This window comes from Thermodesulfobacteriota bacterium, from assembly GCA_025062045.1.
In the GTDB taxonomy this organism is placed as follows: Bacteria; Desulfobacterota; Syntrophorhabdia; order Syntrophorhabdales; family JANXAF01; genus JANXAF01.
In genome coordinates this window covers 255,832-280,841 of record JANXAF010000001.1, presented here as the reverse complement: position 1 = coordinate 280,841, position 25,010 = coordinate 255,832, and the positions used below count along the sequence as shown (strand labels likewise).

Annotated in this window: 26 protein-coding genes; 15 read left to right on the top strand and 11 right to left on the bottom strand. The window is 42.4% G+C overall.

What is annotated here, in order from left to right:
* Positions 1 to 171: 171 nt before the first annotated feature.
* Both NZ583_01375 and NZ583_01370 read right to left on the bottom strand, forming a co-directional pair.
* On the bottom strand, positions 172 to 1,164 hold the full coding sequence (locus NZ583_01375; GenBank protein ID MCS7280270.1) for an NAD(P)H-dependent oxidoreductase: 993 nt from the start codon (positions 1,162 to 1,164) through the stop codon (positions 172 to 174).
* A gap of 30 nt (positions 1,165 to 1,194) precedes the next feature.
* Positions 1,195 to 1,614: a CoA-binding protein gene (locus tag NZ583_01370; protein MCS7280269.1), complete on the bottom strand. Its 420-nt coding sequence runs from the start codon at positions 1,612 to 1,614 to the stop codon at positions 1,195 to 1,197.
* Between the two features lie 140 nt (positions 1,615 to 1,754).
* On the opposite strand from NZ583_01370, the gene NZ583_01365 reads away from it, so the two are divergent.
* Positions 1,755 to 2,039 (top strand): PxxKW family cysteine-rich protein, encoded by a 285-nt coding sequence (locus NZ583_01365; GenBank protein MCS7280268.1) that lies wholly within the window; start codon positions 1,755 to 1,757, stop codon positions 2,037 to 2,039.
* 50 nt (positions 2,040 to 2,089) lie between these two features.
* Positions 2,090 to 2,374, top strand: coding sequence for a 30S ribosomal protein S20 (gene rpsT, locus NZ583_01360; protein MCS7280267.1), 285 nt, complete (start codon positions 2,090 to 2,092; stop codon positions 2,372 to 2,374).
* A gap of 5 nt (positions 2,375 to 2,379) precedes the next feature.
* Here the strand turns inward: rpsT and lptE are convergent, their stop codons facing one another.
* From lptE to NZ583_01315, 9 genes are read right to left on the bottom strand one after another with little or no spacing between them, the layout of a single operon-like run.
* Positions 2,380 to 2,883, bottom strand: coding sequence for an LPS assembly lipoprotein LptE (gene lptE, locus NZ583_01355; protein MCS7280266.1), 504 nt, complete (start codon positions 2,881 to 2,883; stop codon positions 2,380 to 2,382).
* Positions 2,874 to 5,351: a leucine--tRNA ligase gene (gene leuS, locus NZ583_01350; GenBank protein ID MCS7280265.1), complete on the bottom strand. Its 2,478-nt coding sequence runs from the start codon at positions 5,349 to 5,351 to the stop codon at positions 2,874 to 2,876. The genes lptE and leuS overlap by 10 nt, the downstream gene beginning before the upstream one ends.
* Positions 5,352 to 5,357: 6 nt before the next feature.
* Entirely contained in the window at positions 5,358 to 6,563 is a 1,206-nt protein-coding gene (locus NZ583_01345) for an argininosuccinate synthase (protein ID MCS7280264.1), read from the bottom strand.
* Positions 6,564 to 6,578: 15 nt separating this feature from the next.
* Complete coding sequence (argF, locus tag NZ583_01340) at positions 6,579 to 7,484, bottom strand: ornithine carbamoyltransferase (protein MCS7280263.1); 906 nt, start codon at positions 7,482 to 7,484, stop codon at positions 6,579 to 6,581.
* Positions 7,441 to 8,694 (bottom strand): aspartate aminotransferase family protein, encoded by a 1,254-nt coding sequence (locus NZ583_01335; protein MCS7280262.1) that lies wholly within the window; start codon positions 8,692 to 8,694, stop codon positions 7,441 to 7,443. Before NZ583_01335 ends, argF begins: the two co-directional genes overlap by 44 nt.
* A gap of 5 nt (positions 8,695 to 8,699) precedes the next feature.
* Positions 8,700 to 9,539: an acetylglutamate kinase gene (gene argB / locus NZ583_01330; protein ID MCS7280261.1), complete on the bottom strand. Its 840-nt coding sequence runs from the start codon at positions 9,537 to 9,539 to the stop codon at positions 8,700 to 8,702.
* On the bottom strand, positions 9,540 to 10,865 hold the full coding sequence (gene hslU, locus NZ583_01325) for an ATP-dependent protease ATPase subunit HslU (GenBank protein MCS7280260.1): 1,326 nt from the start codon (positions 10,863 to 10,865) through the stop codon (positions 9,540 to 9,542).
* Positions 10,862 to 11,419 carry an ATP-dependent protease subunit HslV gene (hslV, locus tag NZ583_01320; GenBank protein MCS7280259.1) on the bottom strand — a complete coding sequence of 186 codons (558 nt, stop codon included), beginning with the start codon at positions 11,417 to 11,419 and terminating at the stop codon, positions 10,862 to 10,864. Before hslV ends, hslU begins: the two co-directional genes overlap by 4 nt.
* On the bottom strand, positions 11,394 to 12,281 hold the full coding sequence (locus NZ583_01315) for a tyrosine recombinase XerC (protein ID MCS7280258.1): 888 nt from the start codon (positions 12,279 to 12,281) through the stop codon (positions 11,394 to 11,396). The genes hslV and NZ583_01315 overlap by 26 nt, the downstream gene beginning before the upstream one ends.
* Before the next feature lie 134 nt (positions 12,282 to 12,415).
* Between NZ583_01315 and mraZ the strand changes: the two genes are divergently transcribed.
* The 13 genes from mraZ to NZ583_01250 are packed head-to-tail and all read left to right on the top strand — an operon-like array spanning position 12,416 to position 24,974.
* On the top strand, positions 12,416 to 12,856 hold the full coding sequence (gene mraZ / locus NZ583_01310; protein ID MCS7280257.1) for a division/cell wall cluster transcriptional repressor MraZ: 441 nt from the start codon (positions 12,416 to 12,418) through the stop codon (positions 12,854 to 12,856).
* Positions 12,856 to 13,725, top strand: a complete 870-nt coding sequence (gene rsmH, locus NZ583_01305; GenBank protein MCS7280256.1) for a 16S rRNA (cytosine(1402)-N(4))-methyltransferase RsmH — start codon at positions 12,856 to 12,858, stop codon at positions 13,723 to 13,725. The genes mraZ and rsmH overlap by 1 nt, the downstream gene beginning before the upstream one ends.
* 8 nt (positions 13,726 to 13,733) lie before the next feature.
* Positions 13,734 to 14,027: a hypothetical protein gene (locus NZ583_01300; GenBank protein MCS7280255.1), complete on the top strand. Its 294-nt coding sequence runs from the start codon at positions 13,734 to 13,736 to the stop codon at positions 14,025 to 14,027.
* Positions 14,024 to 14,770, top strand: a complete 747-nt coding sequence (locus NZ583_01295) for a hypothetical protein (protein MCS7280254.1) — start codon at positions 14,024 to 14,026, stop codon at positions 14,768 to 14,770. The genes NZ583_01300 and NZ583_01295 overlap by 4 nt, the downstream gene beginning before the upstream one ends.
* Positions 14,767 to 16,218, top strand: coding sequence for a UDP-N-acetylmuramoyl-L-alanyl-D-glutamate--2,6-diaminopimelate ligase (locus tag NZ583_01290; protein MCS7280253.1), 1,452 nt, complete (start codon positions 14,767 to 14,769; stop codon positions 16,216 to 16,218). Before NZ583_01295 ends, NZ583_01290 begins: the two co-directional genes overlap by 4 nt.
* A complete protein-coding gene (locus NZ583_01285; GenBank protein MCS7280252.1) occupies positions 16,205 to 17,560 on the top strand; it encodes a UDP-N-acetylmuramoyl-tripeptide--D-alanyl-D-alanine ligase in 1,356 nt (451 codons plus the stop codon). The genes NZ583_01290 and NZ583_01285 overlap by 14 nt, the downstream gene beginning before the upstream one ends.
* Positions 17,560 to 18,636, top strand: a complete 1,077-nt coding sequence (gene mraY, locus NZ583_01280; protein MCS7280251.1) for a phospho-N-acetylmuramoyl-pentapeptide-transferase — start codon at positions 17,560 to 17,562, stop codon at positions 18,634 to 18,636. Before NZ583_01285 ends, mraY begins: the two co-directional genes overlap by 1 nt.
* The gene (gene murD / locus NZ583_01275) at positions 18,633 to 19,967 is read left to right on the top strand and encodes a UDP-N-acetylmuramoyl-L-alanine--D-glutamate ligase (GenBank protein ID MCS7280250.1); all 1,335 of its coding nucleotides are present in this window, start codon (positions 18,633 to 18,635) and stop codon (positions 19,965 to 19,967) included. Before mraY ends, murD begins: the two co-directional genes overlap by 4 nt.
* Positions 19,964 to 20,758 carry a hypothetical protein gene (locus tag NZ583_01270; GenBank protein ID MCS7280249.1) on the top strand — a complete coding sequence of 265 codons (795 nt, stop codon included), beginning with the start codon at positions 19,964 to 19,966 and terminating at the stop codon, positions 20,756 to 20,758. Before murD ends, NZ583_01270 begins: the two co-directional genes overlap by 4 nt.
* Positions 20,755 to 21,816 carry an undecaprenyldiphospho-muramoylpentapeptide beta-N-acetylglucosaminyltransferase gene (gene murG / locus NZ583_01265; GenBank protein MCS7280248.1) on the top strand — a complete coding sequence of 354 codons (1,062 nt, stop codon included), beginning with the start codon at positions 20,755 to 20,757 and terminating at the stop codon, positions 21,814 to 21,816. The genes NZ583_01270 and murG overlap by 4 nt, the downstream gene beginning before the upstream one ends.
* A complete protein-coding gene (gene murC / locus NZ583_01260) occupies positions 21,813 to 23,201 on the top strand; it encodes a UDP-N-acetylmuramate--L-alanine ligase (GenBank protein MCS7280247.1) in 1,389 nt (462 codons plus the stop codon). Before murG ends, murC begins: the two co-directional genes overlap by 4 nt.
* Positions 23,186 to 24,079: a UDP-N-acetylmuramate dehydrogenase gene (murB, locus tag NZ583_01255; protein ID MCS7280246.1), complete on the top strand. Its 894-nt coding sequence runs from the start codon at positions 23,186 to 23,188 to the stop codon at positions 24,077 to 24,079. Before murC ends, murB begins: the two co-directional genes overlap by 16 nt.
* Complete coding sequence (locus NZ583_01250; GenBank protein MCS7280245.1) at positions 24,072 to 24,974, top strand: D-alanine--D-alanine ligase; 903 nt, start codon at positions 24,072 to 24,074, stop codon at positions 24,972 to 24,974. The genes murB and NZ583_01250 overlap by 8 nt, the downstream gene beginning before the upstream one ends.
* Positions 24,975 to 25,010: the final 36 nt, after the last annotated feature.

Below are 25,010 nucleotides of genomic sequence, written 5' to 3'. Positions count from 1 at the left end.
TCCTTTTTTACTGTCCCCCCTTAAAGAGACGTTTTGTATACAATTCTTCCCTAATCGTTTACCTCACGTTGCGCTTTTTGTCAAGATATTAAAGTTTAGGTCAGTACCACTTAAGACCCCATTCATCGTAGACCAGTCAGAACTCATAACGCTTTAAAGAACGAAAAAAAACTACCCATTTCCAACGCCTTCCTTTTCTATAATCTTCAAAAGCTCAATAATCTTTCTATCGATCGTATCTCTCACCTCCCTGAATTTTTCCAATGGCTTTCCACTAGGATCCTCAATTTTCCATTCGAATACTCTTTTTGCAATGAAAGCAGGGCAAGAACCCTCGCAACCCATCGTGATGGCAAAATCGATTGGAAACATACTATTCAACCTTTCCAAACTTTTAGGTCGCCTAAACATGATATCGATTCCAACCTCTCTCATGGCTTCAACTGCGTTCGGATTAACGAACGAGGCAGGGCTCTCACCGGCACTAAGAGCTTCAAATTCTCCCTTGGCATGGTGCTGAAAAAGAGCCTCCGCCATCTGACTTCTGCAAGCATTTTCCCTACACAAAAAGAGAATTCTCTTTTTCTTCGTCAGATCCTCTAGTAAATCTTTTGCCCTTCTTTTAAGTTCGTCCACGAATTGAGGAAAGGAATCGATGTCTGCAGGTTTTTCCACCTCTCTTAAGCCATGAAGGCCTAAAAATCTTGCTCCGAGAGCGTCCAAAAAGTACTTGGCGGTAAGCTCAACTCCGGAAAACAATTTCTGGCCCTTGGTGGCGCCAACAACTAAAAACAGAGCCTGTCTTTTTTCGGCTTTGGGGTCCTTTAATCCGAAACGATACCTTCTTGCCCAAAGTGTCTGGGTTCTGTCAATTAAGGCTTTGAGCTGGGACGGAACGTTATAAAAGAAAACAGGAGTCGAGATTACGATGAGATCGGACTCCCTAAAAAGGTGATAAATCCTTTCCATGTCGTCTTTAATTCTACAAACACCGTGAACCTCACAGAAACGGCACCCCTGACACGCCGATATGTGCAAGTCTCCCACACGGACGGTCTCGGAAATTACCGTTCTATCAACCATTTCCTCCTGAAAAAGATTTAGAAGCCTCTCAGAACTTCCGTTCTTTCTAGGACTCCCAAGTATAAAAAGAACAAAAGCCAATGGACCCTCCTCAAATGGAATTAAAGACATTCATCTCAGTAACCTCTCGGCCTCTATTTTCATACACCTTCTTGCAACCACATTATAACCTTTGTTTATGAGATCTTCTTTTACGGCCTCGTTTACAGTGCCAGGTTGCATCCAAAATGTTCTAAACCCTTTGAGTTCGGCCTGATTTACTATTTCAGGCAGATCCTCTGGTCGCCTAAATACCAAAACGACATCTATTTCTTCAGAAACCTCGGATAAAGAACCAAAAACTTTTATTCCTTCTATTTGTTGGCCCGCATATCTCGGATTGATACCTACAAGAGAGAATCCTTTTTCTTTTAGAGCTTTTGGTACGAAATTACTGGGTTTGTTTGGATCTTTAGTTATACCAAAGACAGCAACTTTTCTCGCGGTCTCTAGAATCTTTCTGATACTGTCGTCGGTTTCCAAAAGAGGCATCCGTTAAAAAGCATACTTTTAAGGAATCGCCTTGTCAATATTCCTTAGTTGTTGACATTTTTCAAAAAATTTTGTTTAATAACGAGCCAGTTTTCATCCTGGTTAAAACCTAGAAAAATTTGAGTACACCGGAGGTAAGCATGGTTTGCCAAACAGTAAAGAAAGGTGTGGAATGCGTCTTTATGAAAAAGACTGGTTGCTCCTTCAACGGTGGTTCTTGTTATCCAATTGTGGAAAATTGTGAAGGTTGTGCCAGGGTTAAGGAATTTGATTCAGGAAAGTATTGTCTGAGTTTTCCATACCCAGCACTGAAATGGCAGAATGGTCTTTGCCCGATGGCCACCCATGTGAAGAGGGTTGTAAAGCAGGAAGAACAGAAGATAAATCCTCTTAAAGCATCAAAAAGGAGTGCTGGAAGGAAGTGATTGACAGAGCTCTAAGTTCGTGTTAGTTAGTGACATAAAGGGAGGCAAGATTGAAGAAAAAGAAGAATAAGTCGGCTTTAAAGAGGGCGAGACAGGCTGAAGCAAGAAGGATAAGGAATGCCAGCATCAAATCGGCAATGAAGACGTACATGAAGAAGGCCCTTCTTGCGATCCAAGAGAAAAAAGATCCTAAAACAATAGACGAGCTAGTAAGAAAGGCCATTTCTATGATCGATAAAGCAAAAAGCAAAGGCGTTATCCACAGAAGGACAGCATCCAGAAAGATTTCAAGGTTCACAAAAAAGGTAAATAAGCTCCTTCAAGGAAGTGCCTGATTGTATTAGTACTCCATAAGGATGAGGGAGGAGAACCGTCTTGCAATCTTCGCTGCGGCCCTCTGAATCGCCTCCCTTTTGTAGTAATCCTCGTAGTTAGGGTTATCTGCCCTAAAAATTTCAGTGTCCGTAAGGAGCCATCTCTTTATTAGTGTTCCATCTTTGGCCGTAAGCGAGATCTCAAGCTCCATCTCTAGGTTTTTTTCCAGTGCAAACCCTCTTTTATCCAGAGTTCTAGGTGTTACTGTAATCTTCCGTATAAGACCTTCGAGTTTTGCATCGAAGGCGGGTCTATTTATGTCGAAGATGCCCAGAGATATAAGTTCGGACGAGAATGCCTGTGTCACGTACATTGATATGTGGGGATCGAAGGTTTCATTCCTAAAACCGGAGAGGTATATCGATTTTATCTCACCACTATATAGACCCCTTTCTTTGACGATTTGATAACCGCATGAGGAAAGAATGAGAGTAACTACAATAAGGGTTAAAAAGATTTTCACTGGCATACTATGTTTACTAGTTTGTCTGGCAAAATTATCACCTTCTTTATCTCCTTTCCCTCCGTGTACTTTCTAACTTTCTCCAGTGAAAAGACCATACTCTTTAATTCTTCTTCGCTCAACCCCCTTTTTGCTATTAGCGTATCCCGCAGCTTGCCATTTATCTGGATCGGAATCGTTACTGTCTCTTCGGTTGTATATTTCTCTTCGTATGCAGGCCATCCATCAATTAGTTCTTCCAATCTTCCCCCTGTCATCTCCCAGAGTTCACAGGTTATATGCGGTGTGAAAGGGTAAAGAAGCTTAAGAATCGTCCATACCGCACCTTTGAGAAGCTCCGGGGATATCTCATCCGTGCCTTTCTCTTCTTGAAGTTTATAGAGGAAGTTTAGAAATTCCATGATCGATGCAATTGCGGTATTGAGATGGAATCTCTCTATGTCTTCTGTCACCTTTTTTACGGTTTTGTGGATCCTAAAAGTGAGTTCTCTGTCTTTAGACGATTTCTCCGAGACTGTGAGAATAGTCTCTACTTTTTTGAGACTCTCTTCTCTTTCCGAGACAAACCTCCAAAGCCTCTGAAGGAACCTATAGCATCCCTCCACACCCCTGTCTGACCAATCGAGATCTTTTTCCGGTGGGGCGGCAAAGAGACAGTAGAGTCTTGTTGTGTCTGCTCCGTATCTTTCTATTAGATAGTCGGGATCCACAACGTTTCCTTTCGATTTACTCATTTTTGCACCGTCTTTTATAACCATCCCCTGGGTGAGGAGATTTTCAAAAGGTTCCCTCACTTTTACGAAACCGAGCTCGTTTAGGACTCTATTAAAGAAGCGAGAGTACAGCAAGTGGAGGATTGCGTGCTCTATTCCCCCTATGTACTGATCTACGGGCATCCAATAGTCGACGAGTTTCTTATCCAAAGGACCCTCTTTATAATGTGGACACGTGAACTTCAAAAAGTACCAAGAAGACTCAACGAAGGTATCCATCGTATCGGTTTCCCTCTTGGCAGATCTTTTACATCTAGGACACTCGGTCTCGTAAAAGCTCTGACTTTCAGCAAGCGGAGATTTTCCAACCACTTTCACTTCAAGATCGAGTGGTAGGATAACTGGAAGATCCTCATAGGGTACCGGAACTATTCCACACTCATCACAGTATATTATCGGTATGGGTGCCCCCCAGTACCTCTGCCGCGAAATGCCCCAATCCCTAAGTCGATAGTACGTTGCTCTTTTTCCAATCCCTTTTTTTTCAAGAAAATCGACTATCTTCGGAATTGCCTCTTTGTTGTCCATTCCATTAAAATCCATAGAGTTTACAAGGTACCCTTCGCCCTCGTAGGCGGCTTCCATTGTAGCTGGGTCAAGAGTCCTGTCGTAGGGCATAATAGTAATGACTATGGGAAGTCCATACTTTTTGGCAAACTCGAAATCCCTCTGATCGTGGGCCGGAACAGACATTATTGCACCGGTCCCGTACTCCATAAGTACAAAATTCCCAACAAATATAGGAACCCTCGCATTATTTAAAGGATTTATTGCATACCTTCCGGTAAAGACTCCTTCCTTCTCCGTAAGCCCTTCCAGCCTTTGGGACCTGCTTTGAATTTTCGTTCTTTCTATAAATGCTTTTACCTCTTTTTCGTACGGCGTCCCCTTAGGGAGCTCTTCGGAAAGCGGATGTTCCGGAGCTAGTACCATAAATGTAACTCCGAAAAGGGTGTCAGGTCTTGTGGTAAATATTTTTAAAGGTCTGCCATCTTCCAATATGAAATCGACCTCGGCTCCGTCACTTTTGCCTATCCAGTTTTTCTGCATCTGTCTTACCTTTTCAGGCCAGCCTTTGAGTTTGTCACAGAATTCGTATAGTTCATCGGCGTATTTTGTTATTGCAAAGAACCATTGGGTGAGTTCTCTCTGAATAACCTGCTCTCCACACCTCCAGCACCTTCCGTCGATTACTTGCTCGTTCGCTAGCACCGTTGTGCATTTTTCGCAGTAGTTAACGGGTGCCTTTTTCCGATAGGCGAGCCCCTTCTCATACATCTTGAGAAACATCCACTGTTCCCATTTGTAATATTCCACATCGCATGTGGTTATCTCCCTATCCCAGTCGTAACTAAAACCGAGCCTTTTTAACTGACTTTTCATGTACTCGATATTCTGATAAGTCCACTCCGCGGGATGTATACCGTGTTCCATCGCTGCGTTTTCCGCAGGCATTCCAAAAGCGTCCCATCCCATCGGATGGAGGACATTATATCCCTTCATCCACTTATATCTCGCAAGAACGTCCCCAATCGAGTAGTTTCTCACATGTCCCATATGGATCCTTCCAGATGGGTAAGGGAACATCTCGAGGAGGTAATACTTCGGTTTTTCACCGGTTTCCGTAGCCTTAAACAGCTTTTTCTCTTCCCAAATCCTCTGCCACTTTTTCTCAATCTCTTCATGGTCGTAATTTTTCATACAGAATCATCCTCCTCTATTTACGAGATTGCGAACTCTCAAACGAAGAGAATTGAGTTTAATAAAACCGGTTGCGTCTTTTTGGTCATACATTTTTCCCTTTTCAAAGGTTGCCAAGTCCTTTAAATACAGGGATTTTTCAGACTTTCTACCAACAACGTAGCAACCACCCTTATATAACTTTACCCTCACTATTCCCGTGACGCCCTTTTGAGAGCTCTCCACAAACTCTTTTATACACTCCATCTCGGGAGAAAACCAGAATCCATAGTAGATAAGCTCGGAAATTTTAGGGATGAGACTATCCCTTAGGTGCATGACTTCTCTATCCATAGTTATAGATTCTACTGCCCTATGGGCGATGTGGAGAATAGTACAACCGGGCGTCTCATAAACACCCCTAGATTTCATCCCAACAAAACGGTTTTCCACCACATCAGCCCTTCCCACTCCATTTTCTCCACCAACTTTGTTTAAAAATGAGACTATTTCATACGGAGACATCTTTTTTCCATCAATGGCTACTGGAGTCCCGTCCTCGAACGAAATCTCAAGGTAAGTGGGTCTATCCGGGGCCTTTTCAGGTGAATTTGTAAGAAGGAACATGTCTTCTTCCGGTTCGAGCCATGGATCTTCGAGGATGCCCCCTTCATAACTTATATGCATGAGATTTCTGTCTATGCTATACGGTTTCTCTTTGGTAACGCTTACTGGAATCTTGTTTTTTTTCGCGTATTCGATCAGCTCTTCTCTGGATGTGAAATCCCACTCTCTCCAAGGAGCTATGACTTTTATATCTGGCTCAAAGGCGTAATAAGTGAGCTCGAATCTCACTTGATCGTTTCCTTTTCCCGTCGCTCCGTGCGCAACAGCATCGGCATTCTCCATTCTGGCTATCTCGATCTGCCTTTTTGCTATAAGTGGCCTCGCAATAGAAGTACCCAAAAGGTACTGTCCCTCGTAAATAGCGGAGGCTTTTATGGCGAAGAATATAAAGTCTTTTGCGAACTCCTCCTTTAGGTCTTCTATGTACACCTTTTTTGCGCCTGTATTTAATGCTTTTTCCTTTATTTCTTGGAAGTCTTCCTCTTGGCCTATGTCCGCAACGTAAGCGATTACCTCGCAGTCGTACTTCTCTTTAAGCCAGTGAAGGATTACAGAAGTATCAAGACCGCCAGAATACGCAAGCACAACCTTTCTTATTCGATCCATGATTCCCTCCAAGCTTTAAGCCATAAGCCATTCAAGGAGAGACTTTTGGACGTGCAACCTATTTTCGGCTTGCGTAAAGATCGCCTCCTGAAATTTTTCAAATACCTCGTCCGTTATCTCCTCTCCCCTATGGGCTGGCAGGCAGTGTAGTACTATTGAATCGTCTTTTGCTCTTCTTAAGAGATTGTCGTCGATTCTAAAAGGCCTGAAGACCTCCTTTTTTCTCTCTGAATCCTTTTCCTGACCCATTGAAACCCACACATCAGTGTAAATTACGTCCGCTCCTTTCACCGCGTCCTCTGGATTCGTTGTCATGTCCAAAAGATTCGCCCTTTTTGCCCTCTTTGTTAATTCCTCATCAGGAAAAAAACCTTCAGGGCTTGCTAGGCTAAGTTTAAAACCAAAAAGAATGGAAGCCTCGATTAAAGAATTCGCTACGTTGTTACCGTCACCAATGTAACTTATCCGGAGTCGCCTTATATCTCCCTTTAGCTCCTCTATCGTAAATATATCTGATAAGATCTGACAGGGGTGATATTTGTCTGAAAGGCCGTTAATCACAGGGATAGTGGACCACCTCGCAAGCTCATCGACTGTTTCTTGACTATAGGTTCGAATCAGTATAGCACTTACGTATCTACTTAGTACGCGGCCTGTGTCTTTTAATGGTTCACCACGACTCATCTGTGTTTCGGAAACGTTTAGCGAGATAGCGTGTCCGCCCAATTCCCTCATGGCTACCTCAAAGGAAATCCTGGTTCTAGTTGATGCCTTCTCAAAAATCATGGCGAGAATCTTGTCCTCGAGTGTTTTGATGGGTACTCTTCTCTTCTTGTAGTCTTTTAATTCTTTAGCTCTTTCAAGGATCGATCTTGCCTCATCGATGGTTATATCGAGTAGCTTTGTGAAGTCTCTTTTCATTTTTCGCTAACCCCCTTTGGTTCTCGTACCTTCCCATAATCCGTTCTGCAATTTCCAAAAAAAGATCTATCTGTTCCTCCTCAACTATAAGGGGTGGAAGGATTCTAAGTACATTTCCCTGCGTACAGTTTATAAGTATCCCTTCCTCGAAGAAATCGCGCACCAATCTTTCACCGTCTCCCTCGATCTCTATCCCCCACATGAGCCCCAATCCTCGAATCTCTCTAATGACACCGAACCTCTCCTTTAAATTTGCAAGACCCTGCCCCAGGTAATCTCCAACTTTCTGGGCGTGAGTAAGGAGTCCTTCATCGAATATGGTGTTCAATGTCGCAAAAATTGCGCTTGCCGCCAGAGGATTACCCCCAAAAGTGGATGCATGCGTTCCGACCTCTAGTACCTCCATATATCTTTCCTTACCGACAAGGGCTCCACAGGGAAAACCATTTCCAAGCGCCTTTGCAAGGGTCATAAGATCTGGCTCTATCCCGTAGTGTTCGTAAGCAAAGAGCTTTCCGGTCCTGCCGATGCCAGTTTGGACCTCATCGACAATCAAAATGATATCGTTTTTCTCTGTGATTTCCCTTAAGAATTGCACGTAGTCGAAATCGGCAATACGAACACCCCCTTCACCTTGCACAAGCTCAATAATAACCGCACATACCCCTTCGTTTATCGCTTCCTCCAGTTTTTCCTTCGAGTTAAAAGGGACATGGATGAAACCGGGAAGGAGGGGCTCAAAACCCTCTTTCACCTTATTTTGACCTGTAGCAGAAAGGGTGGCGAGGGTCCTTCCGTGGAATGAATTCTCCATCGTTACTATCTTGAACCGTGAAGGACCGTATTTTTTGTAAGAATACCTCCGTGCTAATTTTATGGCCGCTTCGTTTGCCTCAGCGCCACTATTACAGAAAAAGACTTTATCGCCAAAAGAATGCTCGATAAGCATCTCCGCCGCCTTAACCTGCACGTCATTGTAAAAAAGATTCGAAATATGGGTTAGTTTTTCAAGCTGAGAGGCTATAGCACTTACCACACCTCTGTGGGTGTGTCCAAGGTTGCATACCGCGATACCGCTTATAAAATCTAAGTATCTCCTGCCAGTCAAATCCCACACCCAGCATCCCTCACCCCGTGTGACGACTATGGGAAACCTTTTGTAAGTATTTGCCAGTAGCTCATTAGCCTTGGAGATGATCTTGTCCTGCATCCCTTCTATTCTCCTGAGATTTGGGTTCCAATACCTGAATCCGTAAATATCTCAAGAAGCAAAGCATGCGGTACGTTTCCATTTATGATATGAACTTTACAAGTACCCTTCCTTAAAGCCTCTTTGGCACACTCTAATTTAGGAACCATGCCGCCTTTTACTATCCCTTTTTCTATTAATGTATCGATCTCTTCCACATTGAGAGCAGAAATGAGGTTCCCGGAAGCGTCCATGATCCCATCAACATCGGTAAGAAGAATGAGTTTTTCAGCTTTTAATGTTGCCGCAATCGAACCTGCGGCTGTGTCAGCATTTACGTTGTAAGTATGCCCATCTAGGCCATCCGCCAAAGGGGCTATAACAGGGATATATCCCATCTCATTTAAACTCTCAATCATCTCAGCGTTCACTGAGATGACTTCTCCGACAAAACCGAGTCTTTCGTCTTCCACTCTTTTTGCCAAAAGAAGCCTACCATCCTTACCAGAAAGACCTATCGCCCTCCCTCCCATCTCGTTTATGTATTTCACTATTTCCTTATTTATGCTTCCCGAAAGTACCATTTCGACGATCTCTAAGGTTTGCTTATCGGTTACCCTCAAGCCATCTATGAATGAACTCGATATTTTTAGCTCTTCAAGAAACTTAGTTATCTTTTTTCCTCCGCCGTGGACGATCACAGTCTTTATGCCCACGTGGTTCAAAAGCACGATGTCCCTTGCAAATTCCTTTCTTAAGGCCTCTTCCTCCATTGCAGCCCCGCCGTACTTTATGACAAAAGTCTTTCCGTGAAACTTAACTATGTAAGGTAACGCTTCAAGAAGTACTGCTATTTTCTCTTTCATCTACAAAATATACCTGCTTAGGTCTTCTTTTTCTAAGAACTCTGAAAGCCTCTCCCTTACGTACTCTTTAGTTATAACTACCTTTTGACCTTTCATCTCGGGCGCGTGAAAGGAGATATCCTCCAAGAGCTTTTCCATAACCGTGTATAACCTTCTTGCACCGATGTTCTCCGTCATTTCATTTATCTTTTGGGCTATCTCCGCTATCTCGTAGATCGCTTCCCTTTCGAACTCCAACTCAACTTCTTCGGTCTTTAAAAGTTCTTTATACTGTTTTATAAGGGCATTTTCAGGTTCTGTAAGGATTCTAAAGAAATCCTCCTTCGTCAAAGGGTCCAGATTTACCCTTATGGGGAACCTACCTTGAAGTTCAGGGATAAGGTCAGATGGTTTTGACATGTGGAATGCGCCTGCGGCAATAAAAAGGATGTGGTCAGTTTTTACCATCCCGTACTTTGTCGTAACGGTAGTTCCCTCAACGATAGGAAGTATATCCCTTTGAACTCCTTCCCTTGAAACGTCGGGTCCGTAAGTTTTGTCTCTTGTTGCTATCTTGTCTATCTCGTCAAGAAAGATTATTCCTGCCTGTTCCACTCTCTCTATCGCTTCCTTTGTCACCTTGTCCATATCTATTAGCTTTTTCGACTCTTCTTGCGTTAGATATTCGAGCGCTTCTTTAACCTTCATTTTGCGTTTTTTGGTCCTTTTAGGCAGGATGTTGCTGAAGATCTCCCTGAGTTGAGCATCAAACTCCTCAAGACCTTGAGCAGCAAAGATCTCAACAACAGGGATCGTACTCTCTGGTACGTCTATCTCAACAAACTTATCGTCCAGTTGGCCTGAGTGGAGTTTCTGCCTGAGTTTTTCCCTGGATTGACTGGTCAAAACCTGCTCTTCGGAAGTTTCTGATCTTCTTGGAAGAAGTAGGTCAAGAAGGCGTTCTTCGGCAAGCTGTCTTGCCTTCTCTCTTACTTTTTCCTGCTCCTCTTTTTTGACCATGTTCACAGCCAGTTCCGTAAGTTCCCGTATCATAGATTCCACGTCCCTTCCCACGTAACCTATCTCTGTGAATTTTGTCACCTCAACCTTCAAAAAAGGGGCATTTGCAAGCTTTGCGAGTCTTCTTGCTATCTCAGTCTTTCCAACTCCTGTTGGTCCTATCATTATTATATTTTTGGGCGCTACTTCATCGCGTAACTCCTTTGGTATCATCTGCCTACGCCACCTATTGCGTAAAGCAATTGAGACGGCCCTTTTTGCCTTTTCCTGGCCGACTATGTACCTATTGAGCTCCTCCATTATCTCTTTTGGTGTTAAAGTCTTCATAGAGGAATTTCCTCGATTATTATGTTGTCATTGGTGTATATGCATATCTCAGAAGCTATTCTCATAGCCTCTTTTACGATCTCTGATGCGCTAAGATCGGTGTGTCGTAAAAGAGCACGGGCAGCAGCTAAAGCGTAAGGTCCCCCTGAGCCTATTGCGGCAATTCCATCGTCTGGCTCTACTACGTCACCGTTTCCGCTTAGGATTAGTGTGTGTTCTCTGTCCGCAACGACAAGGAAGGCTTCGAGCCTCCTTAGGAGTCTATCAGTTCTCCAGTCCTTTGCCAGTTCAACAGAGGCCCTCATGAGATTACCCGCGTATTCCTCCATCTTTCTTTCGAACCTCTCGAGAAGTGTAAGAGCGTCCGCACTTGCCCCCGAAAACCCGGCAAGACACTTGTCTTTGTAAACTTTTCTAATCTTTTTTGCTTCCCGCTTCATTACATAATTGCTAAACGTTACTTGACCATCTCCACCCATTGCTACAGATCCTTTCCTTCTCACACAGAGGATGGTAGTCTGTTTTATCTTACTTTCTCGGGTGCGCCCTATCATATACCTCCATGAGCTTATCGATAGATACATGTGTGTACCTCTGAGTGGTAGAGAGCTTTGAATGGCCAAGAAGTTCTTGGATGAATCTCAGATCGGCTCCCCCATCCAGCATGTGGGTGGCAAAGGAGTGCCGGATGCTGTGTAATGCCAGGTTTTTATCTATGCCCGAGATCCGTTTTAACTTTTTCATTATGCTATGTAGTCCCCTGTAAGATAAACGCCTTCCGTATCTATTTACGAAGAGAGGATCATTATCCCTGTAAGGAAATATTTTAGCCCTCTCTTGTAAATACTCCACAATTGCTACTTTTGCTTTTTCCCCAAACGGAACTATCCTTTCTTTTCCACCTTTCCCTTTAACTTTAAGCCACATTCCCTCTAAATGGATATCCTCTACGTTCGTATTTAGAGCCTCCTGAGCCCTGATCCCCGTGGAGTATAAAAGTTCGAAGAGGGCCTTGTTCCTTTTCTGTAAGATCCCTTTATCGGGAATCGAATCGAGAAATTTGAAGATTTCATCGATCGTGAAAAATTTGGGAAGGAGTTTTTCAGGTCTCGGACTCTTTATGAGGAAGGTTGGATCTTCATCTATGTGTCCCTTTTTCTTCATAAACCTATAAAAGGATTTGATGGCCGAAATTTTTCTACACATAGAGGTCTTTCTTAAGGCCTTGTATTTTTCAATCAAGTAGGCCCTGATTGCGTGATGATCCTCTAAGCCATAATCTTTTCTGTCCAAGAAGAAAAGGAACTCTTCTATATCCCTTCTGTAAGCCTTAAGGGTATTTTGAGAGTAAGATTTCTCATATTCGAGGTAACTCAGAAAATCCTGTAAAAGAAGACGGAGATTCTTTTGAGACATGAGGCTTATTATTTTATAACTTTCTCGGCAATAATCAAGTGAATAAGAGCGCAGGGAAATCTGAGATAAAAAACTTGACATCCTCCAAGTGTGGGCGTATAGTTGATGTGGTAAAGTGTGGTATATGGTGTTAAATGTTTGAGGGTAGATACGAGTATAGTCTCGACGACAAAAACAGGGTGAGTATTCCTGCTAAGTTTAGGGAAGTACTCGCGCGTCACTACGATCTTAACCTTATCCTCACCAATCTCGATGGTTGCATAGTTGCATATCCAAAAAAAGAATGGGAAGCGATAAAAGAGAACATATCGAGGATCGGGAACCTCAAGAAAGAGGCAAGGACGTTTTTAAGATTCTACTTTTCAGGTGCGTGCGAGTGCCCAATCGACAGACTTGGGAGAATCCTTATTCCACAGTCCCTGAAATCGTACGCGAAAATAGAGAAACAGGTCGTCATAATAGGGATGAATAAGAAGATCGAGATATGGAGCAAGGAAAGATGGGATGAGCTAGTTCGAGAAGTTACGTCTAATTTCGAAAAGATCGTCGACATGGTCTCAGAACTCGGACTTTGATGGAAGATCTTTTCCATGTGCCAGTTCTCTTAGAGGAAGTTATCCAGGGGCTAATAAGTGAAAAGACGAGGATATTCGTTGATGCGACACTTGGATGTGGGGGGCATTCATACGAAATATTAAGGAGGTATAAGTTCGTAAAGATAATAGGGTTTGAGATCGATGAAGAGCAGATGGAATTGGCCAGAGAAAGGCTAAAACCTTTTTCTGGGAGGATAACGATTTTAAGAGAAAACTTCAGGAGTATTGACGTCATCTTAAGGAAAATCGGTATTGAGGAGGTCGATTCTGTCCTTTTCGATTTGGGGGTATCCTCTTATCAGCTGAGCTCAAAAAGGGGATTCAGCTTCTACGAAGATGAGTTTCTAGACATGAGGATGGATAAAAGAGGGGTTCTTACAGCCTTCGATATAGTGAACACTTATCCATTACGGAAACTTAAAGAGATTATAGAGAAGTACGGAGAGGAAAAAGAAGCATCTAGGATTGCAAAAGCGATAGTAGAGGCCAGAAGAGAAAGGAAAATCACTACCGCAAAAGAACTTGCTGAGATCATTATACACGCGAAAAGAAAGAAGGGGAAAATACATCCGGCTACTTTGACATTTCAGGCTCTGAGGATAGCAATTAACGAAGAACTCGATAACCTCAAAGCTGGACTTTGTCGCGCGACTGAAATTTTAAAAAAGGGGGGAAGGATTGGGGTCATATCTTTTCACTCTTTGGAGGACAGGATCGTCAAAGGATTCTTCAAGGACGAAAAATCTCTGAGGGTTTTAACAAAAAAACCGATCGTCCCAAAAAAGAAGGAAATACTCCAAAATCCAAGGTCGAGAAGCGCAAAACTAAGAATCGCAGAAAAGATCTAGGGGGGATTATGGGAGTTTTGGGGTCTAGAAAAAAACGGAAAAGAGTCAACCGTACCTTGATCATCTATTGGGTGTTGTCAGCACTTTTTTTCGTGATCTTTTCTTTGCTTAATAGCTTTTGTGGCTCACTCAAAGGAGAGCTAATAAGTAAACTTGAAATCGAAAAGAATCTTAGTTTCGAAAACGAGCAGTTACGGACAGAGATTGCCACAATTACTCGAGAACGTTTCCTGACTCTTGTTGCACAGGAAAGACTAGGATTAAAAAAGGCTAAAGAGGAAGACGTCTACGTTGTTAGATGAAAAAGAAAACGAACAGGAGAGCCCTATTCGTCTTCATAACGGTCACTCTCATATATTCGGTTTTGGGCTTTGACGTCCATAGGAAAATGGAACTAAAAAGGACAGAATCTGAAAAATTTAGGACTCCAACATCGGCCGAAATCCTTGAAACCCATAAAAGCCGACACCTGTCGTACTCAATTAGCGATAACCCTTTCAGTTTTGCATCGGTCCTCCTTCTCTGTGCGATATCCGAAGGAAAGATAGACAAAGACTATTTGATTTTGGTCGAAAGTGGTGATAATATGTCGTGTAAAAAGCCCTTAGAAATAATCGAGCATAAGGACAAAGAGGGTCTGAAAAGTCTTTTCCAACTTCTTGGAAAGACTTACCTTTTACGCTTTCTGGAAAAAGAGGGGATTGAAGTTCCAAAGAATTTGAATACTGAAGACATCCTTCTCGGAAAAGGGTACTTTATAACAAAAGAGAAGATAGCTGAACTTTATGAAAAATACGCAAGCGTTTTTTCGGCTGAAGAAGAAAGACACGTCGAAAAAAAGGAGGCTAATTCATCGGCCAAGCACTGGATAATGCCGGACCTAAGAGGCTATCCGATAAGAGAGGCCATATATCTTATAAACCAGTACACCACGAAGATAAAAGTTTTCGGGTTCGGAGAGGTTCAAGACCAAAGACCGCTCCCTTACGAAAAAGTGACTTCTGAGACTGAATGTGTCCTTTGGGGGACGCTCAATCGGCCATGAGACTTAAAGATTTGCTCGTCGAACTGGACATAGAAGAAGTTATAGGTTCTAAGGACATATGGGTAAACGGAATATCGAAGGACTCCCGTCTTGTAAGGGAGGGCTACCTTTTCTTCCTCACTAAGAAAAATGCGCCATATTTAGGCGAGGCAATAGCTTCCGGCGCAAAAGTAATCATAACGGACATGGACGGATACGTAAATGTTCCTTGTTTTGTTCGTGTAAAAAACGTGGAGAGATCGATAGGAGAAATTGCATCGAGATTTTTTAAAGAGCCGACAAAGAATATGTTTGTTTTAGGAATCACAGGGACGAATGGAAAGACAACAACCGCTTTCCTAATAGATCATGTCCTCTCTTCAGACTCAATAAAAACCGGTCTCATAGGCACCGTATTTCATAGATACGGCAATCGAATATTCAAATCGGAGAATACAACACCCGGAGCAATTGAACTTCAGACCATTTTTAACGAGATGAGGAAGGCCGAAATCACCCATGTGGTAATGGAAGTATCTTCGCATGCCCTTGACCAGAAGCGGGTTGAGGGTGTCCACTTCGATGTGTGTGTGTTTACCAACATTTCCCATGATCATTTAGACTACCACGGAAGTTTTTCAAACTATAGAGAGGCAAAAGCTCTCCTCTTTAATTACTACTTGAAAAGAAGCCTAAAACCAAGAAAGATTGCAATCTTAAATGGTGACGACCCGAATGTCTCCTATTTTATCACAGGCAATGGAATAGAAACCTACTTTTTTGGCTTAAAAAGGGGCACCCATACTCAAGTTTTGAGATACGAGCAGACGCTGGAAGGAATAGAGGCGGAAATCACAGTTTTAAAGGAAAAGTTGAAAGTCTCATCTAATCTTATCGGAAAGTTTAACCTTTACAATATCCTTGCTGCATCTTTGGCTCTTAAGGTTATTGGAATAGAAAGGACGAAGATAGAAAGGGGTCTTGAGGCTTTCCAAGGTGTGCCTGGGAGGTTGGAAAGAATAAAAAACTCTAAAGGCTATAAAATATTTGTTGACTACGCTCATACACCTCATGCACTAAAGGAGGTTCTAGAAACTCTATCGGAGTTAAAAAAGGGAAGGCTTATAGTTGTGTTCGGGTGCGGAGGTGACAGGGATAAAGAAAAAAGGCCAATCATGGGAAGAATTGCGACGACCATTGCTGATTTTTCCATCATAACTTCCGATAACCCGAGAAGTGAGGATCCATTGCTCATAATCGAAGAGATAAGGAAGGGTGCTATAAAAGATAACTATAAAATTATCGTTGACAGAAAAGAGGCCATTTACGAGGCGGTAAAACTTATGAACCCTGAAGATGTCTTATTGGTTGCAGGGAAAGGTCACGAAGACTACCAGATAGTGGGGGATAAAGTTCTCCATTTTAGTGATAGAGAAGTGATCGAGGAGGCCCTCCGTGTGGTACTATAAAGACATCATTTCGGCAACAGGTGGAAAACTCTACAGACTCAAACAAGAATCTTTCCCAGGAATATCGACTGATTCGAGAACGATAAAGGAAGGCGAACTCTTTATCCCTCTCAAAGGCAAAAGATTTGACGGCCACGATTTCATAAGAGATGCCATTGAGAAAAAAGGAGGAGGAACGCTTTGTGAAGAGAGTAAGGTAGCAAGGGTTAAAGACACAGAAGGAACAATAATTACCGTTCATGATACAAACAGAGCCTTTATTGACATTGCCCGTTTCAGAAGAAAGCTTTTGGATTCCACATTTGTCGCCATAACAGGAAGCTGTGGAAAGACCACAACCAAGGAAATCCTTGTGAACATAACTAAAAAGGCTTTCTCCATAGAATTTAACGAGAAGAATTACAATAACATCTTCGGTGTTTGCTCGAAGCTTATCTCGATTAAGCAAAGTCCAAAAGTAGGGGTTTTCGAATTAGGAACAAATTTTCCGGGTGAGATAAGAACACTCACAGAGATAGTAGAACCTGATGTCTCAGTAATCACGAACGTGAACCCAGCTCACCTTGAAGGTTTAGGTAGTATAGAAGGGATCCTTAACGAGAAACTGGACATTTTTAGATACACGAAAGACGGTGGAACGATTCTCGTAAACAGAGACGATAAGCTTCTGACGAATTATAAAGATGAGAAAAAACGGACACTCTATTTCGGAATAAAAAATCCTGGACATTTTTCCTTGACGGTGGAAAAAGATTTGGGCTGGCAAGGCTATAAGGTTACGTTAGACTTTATGGGAGAAAAAATACGTACTAAAACTAGACTCATAGGCTTCCATAACCTTTACAATGTTCTTATTGCATCCTTAGTCGCCTTCATCCTTGGCGTAGGGCAAGATAAGATAGCAGAGGGTGTTGAAGAATTTGAACCTTATCCTATGCGGATGTGTCCTAAAAGATCGAAGAGAGGCTACACCGTTATTGATGATACCTACAATGCGAATCCTGCTTCCATGTACGAAGCCGTAAAAACCTTAAGTTTACTCCCGTGCGAAGGAAAAAAGATTCTTGTTCTCGGAGACATGAACGAACTCGGAGAATACTCATCTTACTATCACAGGGAGCTTGGAAGGCACATAAAGAGTATGAACTTTGACTGTGTTTTTTTGTTCGGTGAGAAGATTTACGACGCTTATTTTGAGGCCCAAAAAGAAAACGTTTTTTACTTTGAAGATATACAAGGCTTACTTGAGAAGCTTACCTCAGTACTCAAGGAAGGAGATTGCGTACTAATTAAAGGTTCTAGAGCCTTGAACATGGACAAGATTGTTGAGGAGATTATCTGATGCTCTTTCAAATCCTCTACGGTCTACACGACTCAATATCAGCTTTTAATGTCTTTAGATACATAACCTTCAGAACTTTCCTTTCGATTATGACAGCTCTCGTAATAAGCTTCATTCTCACCCCTTACCTCATAAAGAAGTTCAATCACTGGCGTATTAAAAGCGGAAAACGGGAAGACGTTCCTGAAAGGCATATGGTAAAAAGGGATACTCCAACGATGGGAGGGCTCGCTATCCTTCTTTCTACCATCATTCCGACAATTCTTTGGGCGGATTTGAGAAATAAACTCGTTTGGATAGTCATTTTGGCGCTTTTACTTTTCGGAGGAATAGGCTTCATCGATGACTTGATGAAGCTTAAAAACCCGGTTGGTAAAGGAATAAGGGGAAACACCAAATTTCTCTTACAGTGCCTTATAGCTGTGGCATTAAGCCTTTACATATACTACGGAATCGATTTCAACACCCGTCTTTCTTTACCATTCTTTAAAACCATAACACCCGATCTTGGCCTTTTTTACATTCTCCTTTCGGTTTTTATAATTGTTGGGGCTTCGAATAGTGTCAATTTAACGGATGGTCTCGACGGACTCGCCATAGGACCGGTCCTTATTGTTTGCGGAACATTTATGCTTTTTGCTTATCTAGCAGGCCACGTAAAATTTGCCCAATACCTTCAGATCTTTTATGTGAGAGGAGCTGGGGAGCTTACGATCCTCTGTGGAGCGATGCTAGGTGCCGGAATTGGATTCTTGTGGTATAACGCACACCCTGCGGAACTCTTCATGGGAGATACGGGTTCACTCTCGTTGGGAGCGGCCTTAGGGGTTATAGCCATACTGATCAAGCAGGAAATACTCCTTGTGATTGCAGGTGGGATTTTTGTTATGGAGACACTCTCGGTGATAATCCAGGTGATTTCATATAAGTGGAAAAAGAAGAGGATTTTTAGGATGGCACCGATCCACCACCATTTCGAACTAAAAGGTTGGAGTGAAGAGAAGATAGTTGTGAGATTCTGGATAATCTCAATTATTCTTGCCCTTATAGCTTTGAGTACGCTGAAACTGAGATGAGAAGTAGAAAGCTACCAGAAAAAGTTCTCGTTGTCGGGTTGGGAAGAACAGGGGTGGCCCTTGTTCGATTTCTCGCCATGCAAGGAGTGAGAGTTACGGTAACAGACATAAAGAGCGAAAAAGAGCTCGAATCTGAGTTAGAAAAGCTAAAAAATTTTAATTTTCGCGCACACCTAGGTGGTCACAAAATTGAAGACTTCCTTGAAAACGATCTCGTGATTGTAAGCCCTGGTGTTGACCTAAAAACACCCGTCATAAAAGAGGCTAAACAGAAAGGAGCAAAAATAACCGGTGAGCTTGAGTTTTCCTTTGGATTTATAAAAGAGCCGATAATAGCTATCACAGGAACAAACGGAAAGACCACAGTTACGACTCTTATTGGGGAAATCTTTACAGAAGAATATAAAGACGTATTCGTGGGTGGCAATATCGGGAACCCTTTGATCGAATACGTGGCGGGAAAAAAAGTCGCTAAGTTCATCGTACTTGAAGTTAGCAGTTTTCAGCTTGAGACCATAGAAAGCTTTCGACCGCAGTGCAGTGTGCTCCTCAATATCACAGAAGACCACCTCGATCGATACGCCAGTTTTTCTGATTATGTAAATGCGAAGCTTCGTATATTTGAAAACCAAAAGGAAGAAGACTTGGCAGTTCTAAACAAGGCTTTGGATTTGAAAGTAAGACCAAGGGCCAGAACCTATCTTTTTTCATCGAAGGATCTTCTTGCGCAGGGTGCCTACCTTGAAAGAGATGAGATCGTAATAAAAATTAATGGGACGGAGGAGAGATATCCTAGGTCCATTTCTCCGCTTTTTGGGGTTCACAACACTGAAAACATTATGGCATCTGTGCTTGTTGCTCACCTTTATGGCATAAAAAGAGAGACGGTGGAAAAGTGTCTTTCGAGATTTAAAGGACTTCCCCACAGAACAGAACTTGTCCGGGAAATAAACGGAGTGATCTTCATCAATGACTCAAAGGCAACGAACGTGGATGCTACAAAGAGGGCTCTGGAAGGGATTCAAAGACCTGTTATCCTTATTGCCGGCGGAAAGGACAAGATGGGAAGTTACACTCCCATTCTTTCCGAAAAGGAAAAGATAAAGGCAATTGTGCTATTCGGAGAAGCTAAAAAAAGGATCCTAGATGAAATTGGCCATGCTATAACGTGTTTACTGGAGAAAGATCTCGAATCTTCGGTTAAAAAAGCTTACTCATTGGCAAAAAGCGGAGATGTGATTCTTTTCTCTCCCATGTGCAGCAGTTTTGACATGTTCAGAGACTACGTTGATAGGGGAAATAGATTTAAAGAGATAGTTTCTGCCTTATGATGAAAAAAGTTCTTTTGATCATACTAAGCGCGTTTTTGCTTTATGGATACTTAGGCCAGATAAACCTCAAGAGTCTTTTGACTATCCTTTCTGGGTCCTTGTTTACGTTATTTGTGAGTAAATTGAGATTGAAATACCTTTACTTTGCAAAATACGTAGTAGTGGCACTAAGTCTATTGATGAGCCTAGTTTTACCTTTTTTTCCCAATCTTTTTGAGGTTCCAATAGTACCCCATGCGGTGGCAACGATTTCTGTCTGCTCGATTCTTCTTTTTTTGGGGTGTTGTTTTATGGATGAAAGGGGAATTTTGAAATCGTGCCTTCCGCTAATCGTAGTTTATCTGAGTTCCGCAGTAAACCTCTTCAGTGTGGGCAAGCTGCCGCTTATAAAACCTCTGTGTCTTGCGGGGATTGCCTATTTTTATACTCTGGGAAGCACAAAAAGACTCGCGTGTCTCATTCTATTTGCCGTTTTTTTAGGGATTTTTCTTTGGATGGGGGACTTCAACGTTTTTGGGGAAAGGCCGAGCCTTTCTCAGTCTCAAAAGGTTTTTCTCTTTTTTGCCTCTTTCTGTCTTTTTAGTCTGAGCTTTTTCCTTTTTGTAAGGACTAAGGATGAGAATCCCGCAATCTTACTTTTCTTTTTTGGAATGCTTTCTGTTGTTTTTGACGTGATTCTTTTGACCGGTCTTGGTTTTGGATGCGGGCTTTTCAAGGAAAAAAATATTTTGGCTACGATTCTCATAATTAGTGCTGGACCAATTATGAAAAGAGAAACGGAGCTTATATGAAAGTGATAATTGCCGCGGGTGGAACGGGCGGTCACATATATCCGGGTATATCTATAGCTGAAAAACTAAAAGAGAAAGGTGCTGAGGTACTTTTTCTTGGCACAGACAAGGGAATGGAAGCGAACATAGTTCCGAAATACGGTTTCAGATTAGTTACAATAAGGACCGGTCAGTTCGCGGGAAAAAATTTAGGTACAAAAGCAAAAACGCTAACAAAGGTCTTAATGGGGATCCTAGACTGCCTTCGGATAGTAAAAAAAGAGAAGGCTAATGCCATACTAGGAATGGGTGGATTTGTTTCCTTTCCTTGTATATTGGCGGGCAAACTCGTAGGGGTAGATTGCTTTTTGCACGAGCAGAACCTCACTCTAGGGCTTGCAAACCGAATCCTTTATAGAGGCGTAAAAAAGATATTTTTGAGCTTTGAAGAAACAGCAAAGCTATATAGTATAAGGAACTACAAGTATACCGGCAATCCTGTAAGAAAAGTTATAAAGAAAGCCACACACAAAAAGCCTAACGGAAAGTTTCGAATACTGGTATTTGGAGGAAGTAGAGGAGCAAAAAGGATAAATCAGGCCATGGTGGAGCTTCTTCCCCTCATTGATGATAGAGATCTATTCGCGATCTATCATCAGACTGGTAGTGAGGACTTAGAATGGGTGAGGGAGGCTTACTTAAAAAATTCAATCTCAGGGGAAATCTTTTCTTTCACAGAAGAAATGGGATATTATTTGGGTCTTTCCGACCTTGTCATTTCGAGAGCGGGTTCGAGTACCATATTTGAGCTTGCCTGTACTAAGAAACCCGCTATTTTGGTTCCCTATCCCTATTCTGCCGGTAAGCACCAGCTAAAGAACGCGCTTTACGTTGAAAGATTGGGTGCTGCCTACGTTATTGCGGACGGTGAGCTTTCAGGGGAGGTGCTTTACAGGAAGCTTATGGAGCTTTCGAGAAATCCAGACATCCTAAAAGCCATGGGAGAGAGAATGGGACAGATTTATGTAGATGACGCGGAAGAAAGGATTGCTAATGAGATTCTAGGTTTAGGGTCATGAAATTCGAAAACCAAACATTTCATAAGGTGAAAAAGATTCACTTCGTTGGAATAGGCGGAATCGGTATGAGCGGGTTAGCTGAGGTTCTTATAAACCTTGGCTACTCGGTTTCAGGATCCGATATTAAAGCTTCCGAGCTCACAGAAAGACTAAAAATGCTTGGAGCAAAGATAAGTTATGGCCATAGTAAAGAAAATGTAAAAGATGTGGACGTTGTTGTTGTTTCTTCGGCTGTAGGGCCGGACAATCCGGAGATTCAAATGGCAAAGGAGTTATCCATCCCAGTTATTCCTAGAGCTGAGATGCTCGCCGAACTTATGAGAATGAAGTTTGGAATTGCTGTTTGTGGAGCTCACGGGAAGACCACGACCACTTCTCTTATTGCAACGATACTTAATCACGCAGGATATGATCCGACCTGCGTCATAGGAGGGAAATTGAAAAGCATAGGTTCCAATGCAAGACTCGGAACGGGAAGGTTTCTGGTTGCGGAGGCCGACGAAAGTGATGGCTCATTTTTGCTCCTTTCGCCAGTCGTAGCTGTTGCTACAAACATAGACCTCGAACATCTTGACTATTACAGCGGCATAGAGGAGATAAAAAAGGCTTTTGAAAATTTCCTCAACAAGGTTCCATTTTTCGGTCTAGATGTCATATGCATCGATAATATCCATCTGCGAAGTTTACTTTCAAATCTCAAAAGGAAGTATGTAACGTATGGGCTTTCAAATTGTGCGGATGTCAAAGCAGAAAAGATAGTGATGGATGGTTTTAACACAGACTTCTCAGTCATAGTAAAAGGAGAACCCATAGGCAGGGTGAGACTTTCTATGCCCGGAGTCCATAATGTTGTAAATAGTCTTGCCGCCATAGCCACATGTCTGGAACTCGATATCCCTTTCAAAACAATAAAAGAAGCTCTGGAGAACTTTCAGGGGATTCAAAGAAGGATGGAAATAAGGTTCAGTGGAAAGATCGTGCTCATTGATGATTATGGCCATCACCCGACTGAGATACGGGCTACGATAAGTACATTAAGGCAAATATGTAAAGGAAGGATAATAGTTGCCTTCCAACCACACAGATACACGAGAACGAAAGCCTTAATGAAGGAGTTTTCAACCTCCTTTGAGGGCGTTGATATTCTCTTAGTCACTGAGATCTACGCCGCATCAGAACCAAAGATAGAGGGCGTTTCTGGAAGAGCTTTGGCGGAAAGTATAAAGGCGAATACTAAAGCAGAGGTTTATTACGTTGAAACACTGGATGAGGTTACAGAAAAAATACTCGGATTCGTAAGAGACGGTGACCTTGTTCTCACATTAGGAGCAGGAGACATATATAAGGTGGCAGATAGACTCAAAGAGATATGGTCTGGAATATAAAAGGCACGGTAATAGAAAATGCGAAAATGAGCAAGTACACTTCCATGCGAGTCGGCGGTCCGGTAAGGTACCTTATATACCCATCCGATTTTCAAGATCTTATTGAAGTGTTGAAAATTTTAAACGGAGAAGGGATCGAGTGGCGCATTCTTGGGAACGGAACTAACGTGATAGTGAGTGACAAAGGACTACAAGGAGCCATAATAAGACTTACTCGGATTAGACGTTTATCGATCAGAAGAAACGGAGATAACATAAAGGTCTTTGTTTCTTCCGGCTACCAACTTAAGGACCTGATCTTAAAGATGGCCAGTCTGAATCTTAGTGGAATCGAAAGACTCTATTCGATCCCTGGGACAGTGGGTGGGGCGATAAAGATGAACGCAGGAAGTTTTGGGGTTTCCATTTCTGACGCTATCGTGAGTGTCACGTGTATGTCAGCTTCGGGTGAGATCTTTAAGCTTAGTAAAAGGAACCTCAATTTTTCGTACAGGTATTCATCGATTCCTTCAAAAACTTTAATAATCGAGGCTGAGATAAGCCTCAAATACGGAGACAGGCAAAGAATAATTGGAGTAATTGATGAGGTTTTAAGCGAACGAATAAAGAGGCATCCAATGGATATGCCATCTTCAGGGTCTATTTTTAAAGCAGTCCGTGGGATACCCGCGTGGACGTACATTGAAAAGGCCAATCTTAAGGGGCTTAGGGTAGGAGATGCCTGTGTGTCTACAAAGCATGCCAATTTCATAGTGAATCTGGGAAGGGCTAAGGCATATGAGGTAAAGTCCTTGATCGAAAAGATAAAAAAAGAGGTTTACGAAAAAGAAGGGGTTGAATTAGAAGAGGAAGTAGAATTTTGGGGATTCGATGATTGAAATGAAAAGAAAGAAAATAGGTGTGCTTATGGGTGGTAGGTCTTCTGAGAGGGAAATCTCCCTAAGAAGCGGGAAAGCCATCGATTCTGCCCTAAAAATGAAAGGATATAAAAGTGAACCGATCGATGTGGACAAAAGCCTTCCCCAAAAACTACTTGAAAAAGGAATAGAGGTCGCATACATAGCCCTCCACGGAAGATGGGGAGAAGATGGAACGGTCCAGGGCCTGCTAGAGATTATGGGAATCCCGTACACAGGTTCTGGAGTACTGGGTTCTTCCATATCCATGGATAAAACTATAATGAAGAGGTTACTCGAAGCCATAAGGGTGCCGACACCTGCTTACAAGATAGTAAGGATGAATGAAGAGTGCGAATTTTTCGTTCCGTGCGTAGTGAAACCCGCTAACGAGGGTTCAACCGTGGGCGTATCCTTCGTTTTTGATGAGAAGGACTTAGAAAGAGCAAAAAAAACCGCATTTATGTACGATAGGAAGATCCTCATCGAAGAGTACGTTTCGGGAGATGAAATCACAATTGGCATAGTAAACGGAAAGACACTTCCCTCAATCAGGATAAAACCGAAATCAGGATTTTACAGTTACGAGGCCAAATATACTCCTGGGATGACAGAATACATTATTCCTTCAGGAATGCCAAAAGATGTGGAAGATAAAGCCTATGAGTACGCTTTGAAGATATACGATATTTTTGAACTTTCCGGGTGCGTGAGAATAGACATGATCGTAAAGGGTGACACTCCTTACGTAATTGACGTGAACACATGCCCAGGAATGACAGAAACTTCGCTCGTTCCAAAGGCGTGGAGACATCTTGGTGGTACATTTGAAGATCTGGTGGAAGAAGTACTTTTAGCGGCTTCCTTGAAGCTATGAGAAAGATGGTCTATATTTCGTTTTTTATTGCGGTTT

What these genes read in the sequence shown, in the direction of transcription:
- murC (MCS7280247.1), top strand. Translation starts at nt 21,813, where the DNA reads ATGAAATTCGAAAACCAAACATTTCATAAGGTGAAAAAGATTCACTTC.
- NZ583_01295 (MCS7280254.1), top strand. Translation starts at nt 14,024, where the DNA reads ATGAAAAAGAAAACGAACAGGAGAGCCCTATTCGTCTTCATAACGGTC.
- NZ583_01290 (MCS7280253.1), top strand. Translation starts at nt 14,767, where the DNA reads ATGAGACTTAAAGATTTGCTCGTCGAACTGGACATAGAAGAAGTTATA.
- argF (MCS7280263.1), bottom strand. Translation starts at nt 7,484, where the DNA reads ATGAAAAGAGACTTCACAAAGCTACTCGATATAACCATCGATGAGGCA.
- NZ583_01365 (MCS7280268.1), top strand. Translation starts at nt 1,755, where the DNA reads ATGGTTTGCCAAACAGTAAAGAAAGGTGTGGAATGCGTCTTTATGAAA.
- murD (MCS7280250.1), top strand. Translation starts at nt 18,633, where the DNA reads ATGAGAAGTAGAAAGCTACCAGAAAAAGTTCTCGTTGTCGGGTTGGGA.
- NZ583_01335 (MCS7280262.1), bottom strand. Translation starts at nt 8,694, where the DNA reads ATGCAGGACAAGATCATCTCCAAGGCTAATGAGCTACTGGCAAATACT.
- argB (MCS7280261.1), bottom strand. Translation starts at nt 9,539, where the DNA reads ATGAAAGAGAAAATAGCAGTACTTCTTGAAGCGTTACCTTACATAGTT.
- NZ583_01250 (MCS7280245.1), top strand. Translation starts at nt 24,072, where the DNA reads ATGATTGAAATGAAAAGAAAGAAAATAGGTGTGCTTATGGGTGGTAGG.
- NZ583_01345 (MCS7280264.1), bottom strand. Translation starts at nt 6,563, where the DNA reads ATGGATCGAATAAGAAAGGTTGTGCTTGCGTATTCTGGCGGTCTTGAT.
- NZ583_01300 (MCS7280255.1), top strand. Translation starts at nt 13,734, where the DNA reads ATGGGAGTTTTGGGGTCTAGAAAAAAACGGAAAAGAGTCAACCGTACC.
- mraZ (MCS7280257.1), top strand. Translation starts at nt 12,416, where the DNA reads ATGTTTGAGGGTAGATACGAGTATAGTCTCGACGACAAAAACAGGGTG.
- hslU (MCS7280260.1), bottom strand. Translation starts at nt 10,865, where the DNA reads ATGAAGACTTTAACACCAAAAGAGATAATGGAGGAGCTCAATAGGTAC.
- murG (MCS7280248.1), top strand. Translation starts at nt 20,755, where the DNA reads ATGAAAGTGATAATTGCCGCGGGTGGAACGGGCGGTCACATATATCCG.
- hslV (MCS7280259.1), bottom strand. Translation starts at nt 11,419, where the DNA reads ATGATAGGGCGCACCCGAGAAAGTAAGATAAAACAGACTACCATCCTC.
- NZ583_01270 (MCS7280249.1), top strand. Translation starts at nt 19,964, where the DNA reads ATGATGAAAAAAGTTCTTTTGATCATACTAAGCGCGTTTTTGCTTTAT.
- lptE (MCS7280266.1), bottom strand. Translation starts at nt 2,883, where the DNA reads ATGCCAGTGAAAATCTTTTTAACCCTTATTGTAGTTACTCTCATTCTT.
- rsmH (MCS7280256.1), top strand. Translation starts at nt 12,856, where the DNA reads ATGGAAGATCTTTTCCATGTGCCAGTTCTCTTAGAGGAAGTTATCCAG.
- murB (MCS7280246.1), top strand. Translation starts at nt 23,186, where the DNA reads ATGGTCTGGAATATAAAAGGCACGGTAATAGAAAATGCGAAAATGAGC.
- NZ583_01315 (MCS7280258.1), bottom strand. Translation starts at nt 12,281, where the DNA reads ATGTCTCAAAAGAATCTCCGTCTTCTTTTACAGGATTTTCTGAGTTAC.
- NZ583_01370 (MCS7280269.1), bottom strand. Translation starts at nt 1,614, where the DNA reads ATGCCTCTTTTGGAAACCGACGACAGTATCAGAAAGATTCTAGAGACC.
- leuS (MCS7280265.1), bottom strand. Translation starts at nt 5,351, where the DNA reads ATGAAAAATTACGACCATGAAGAGATTGAGAAAAAGTGGCAGAGGATT.
- mraY (MCS7280251.1), top strand. Translation starts at nt 17,560, where the DNA reads ATGCTCTTTCAAATCCTCTACGGTCTACACGACTCAATATCAGCTTTT.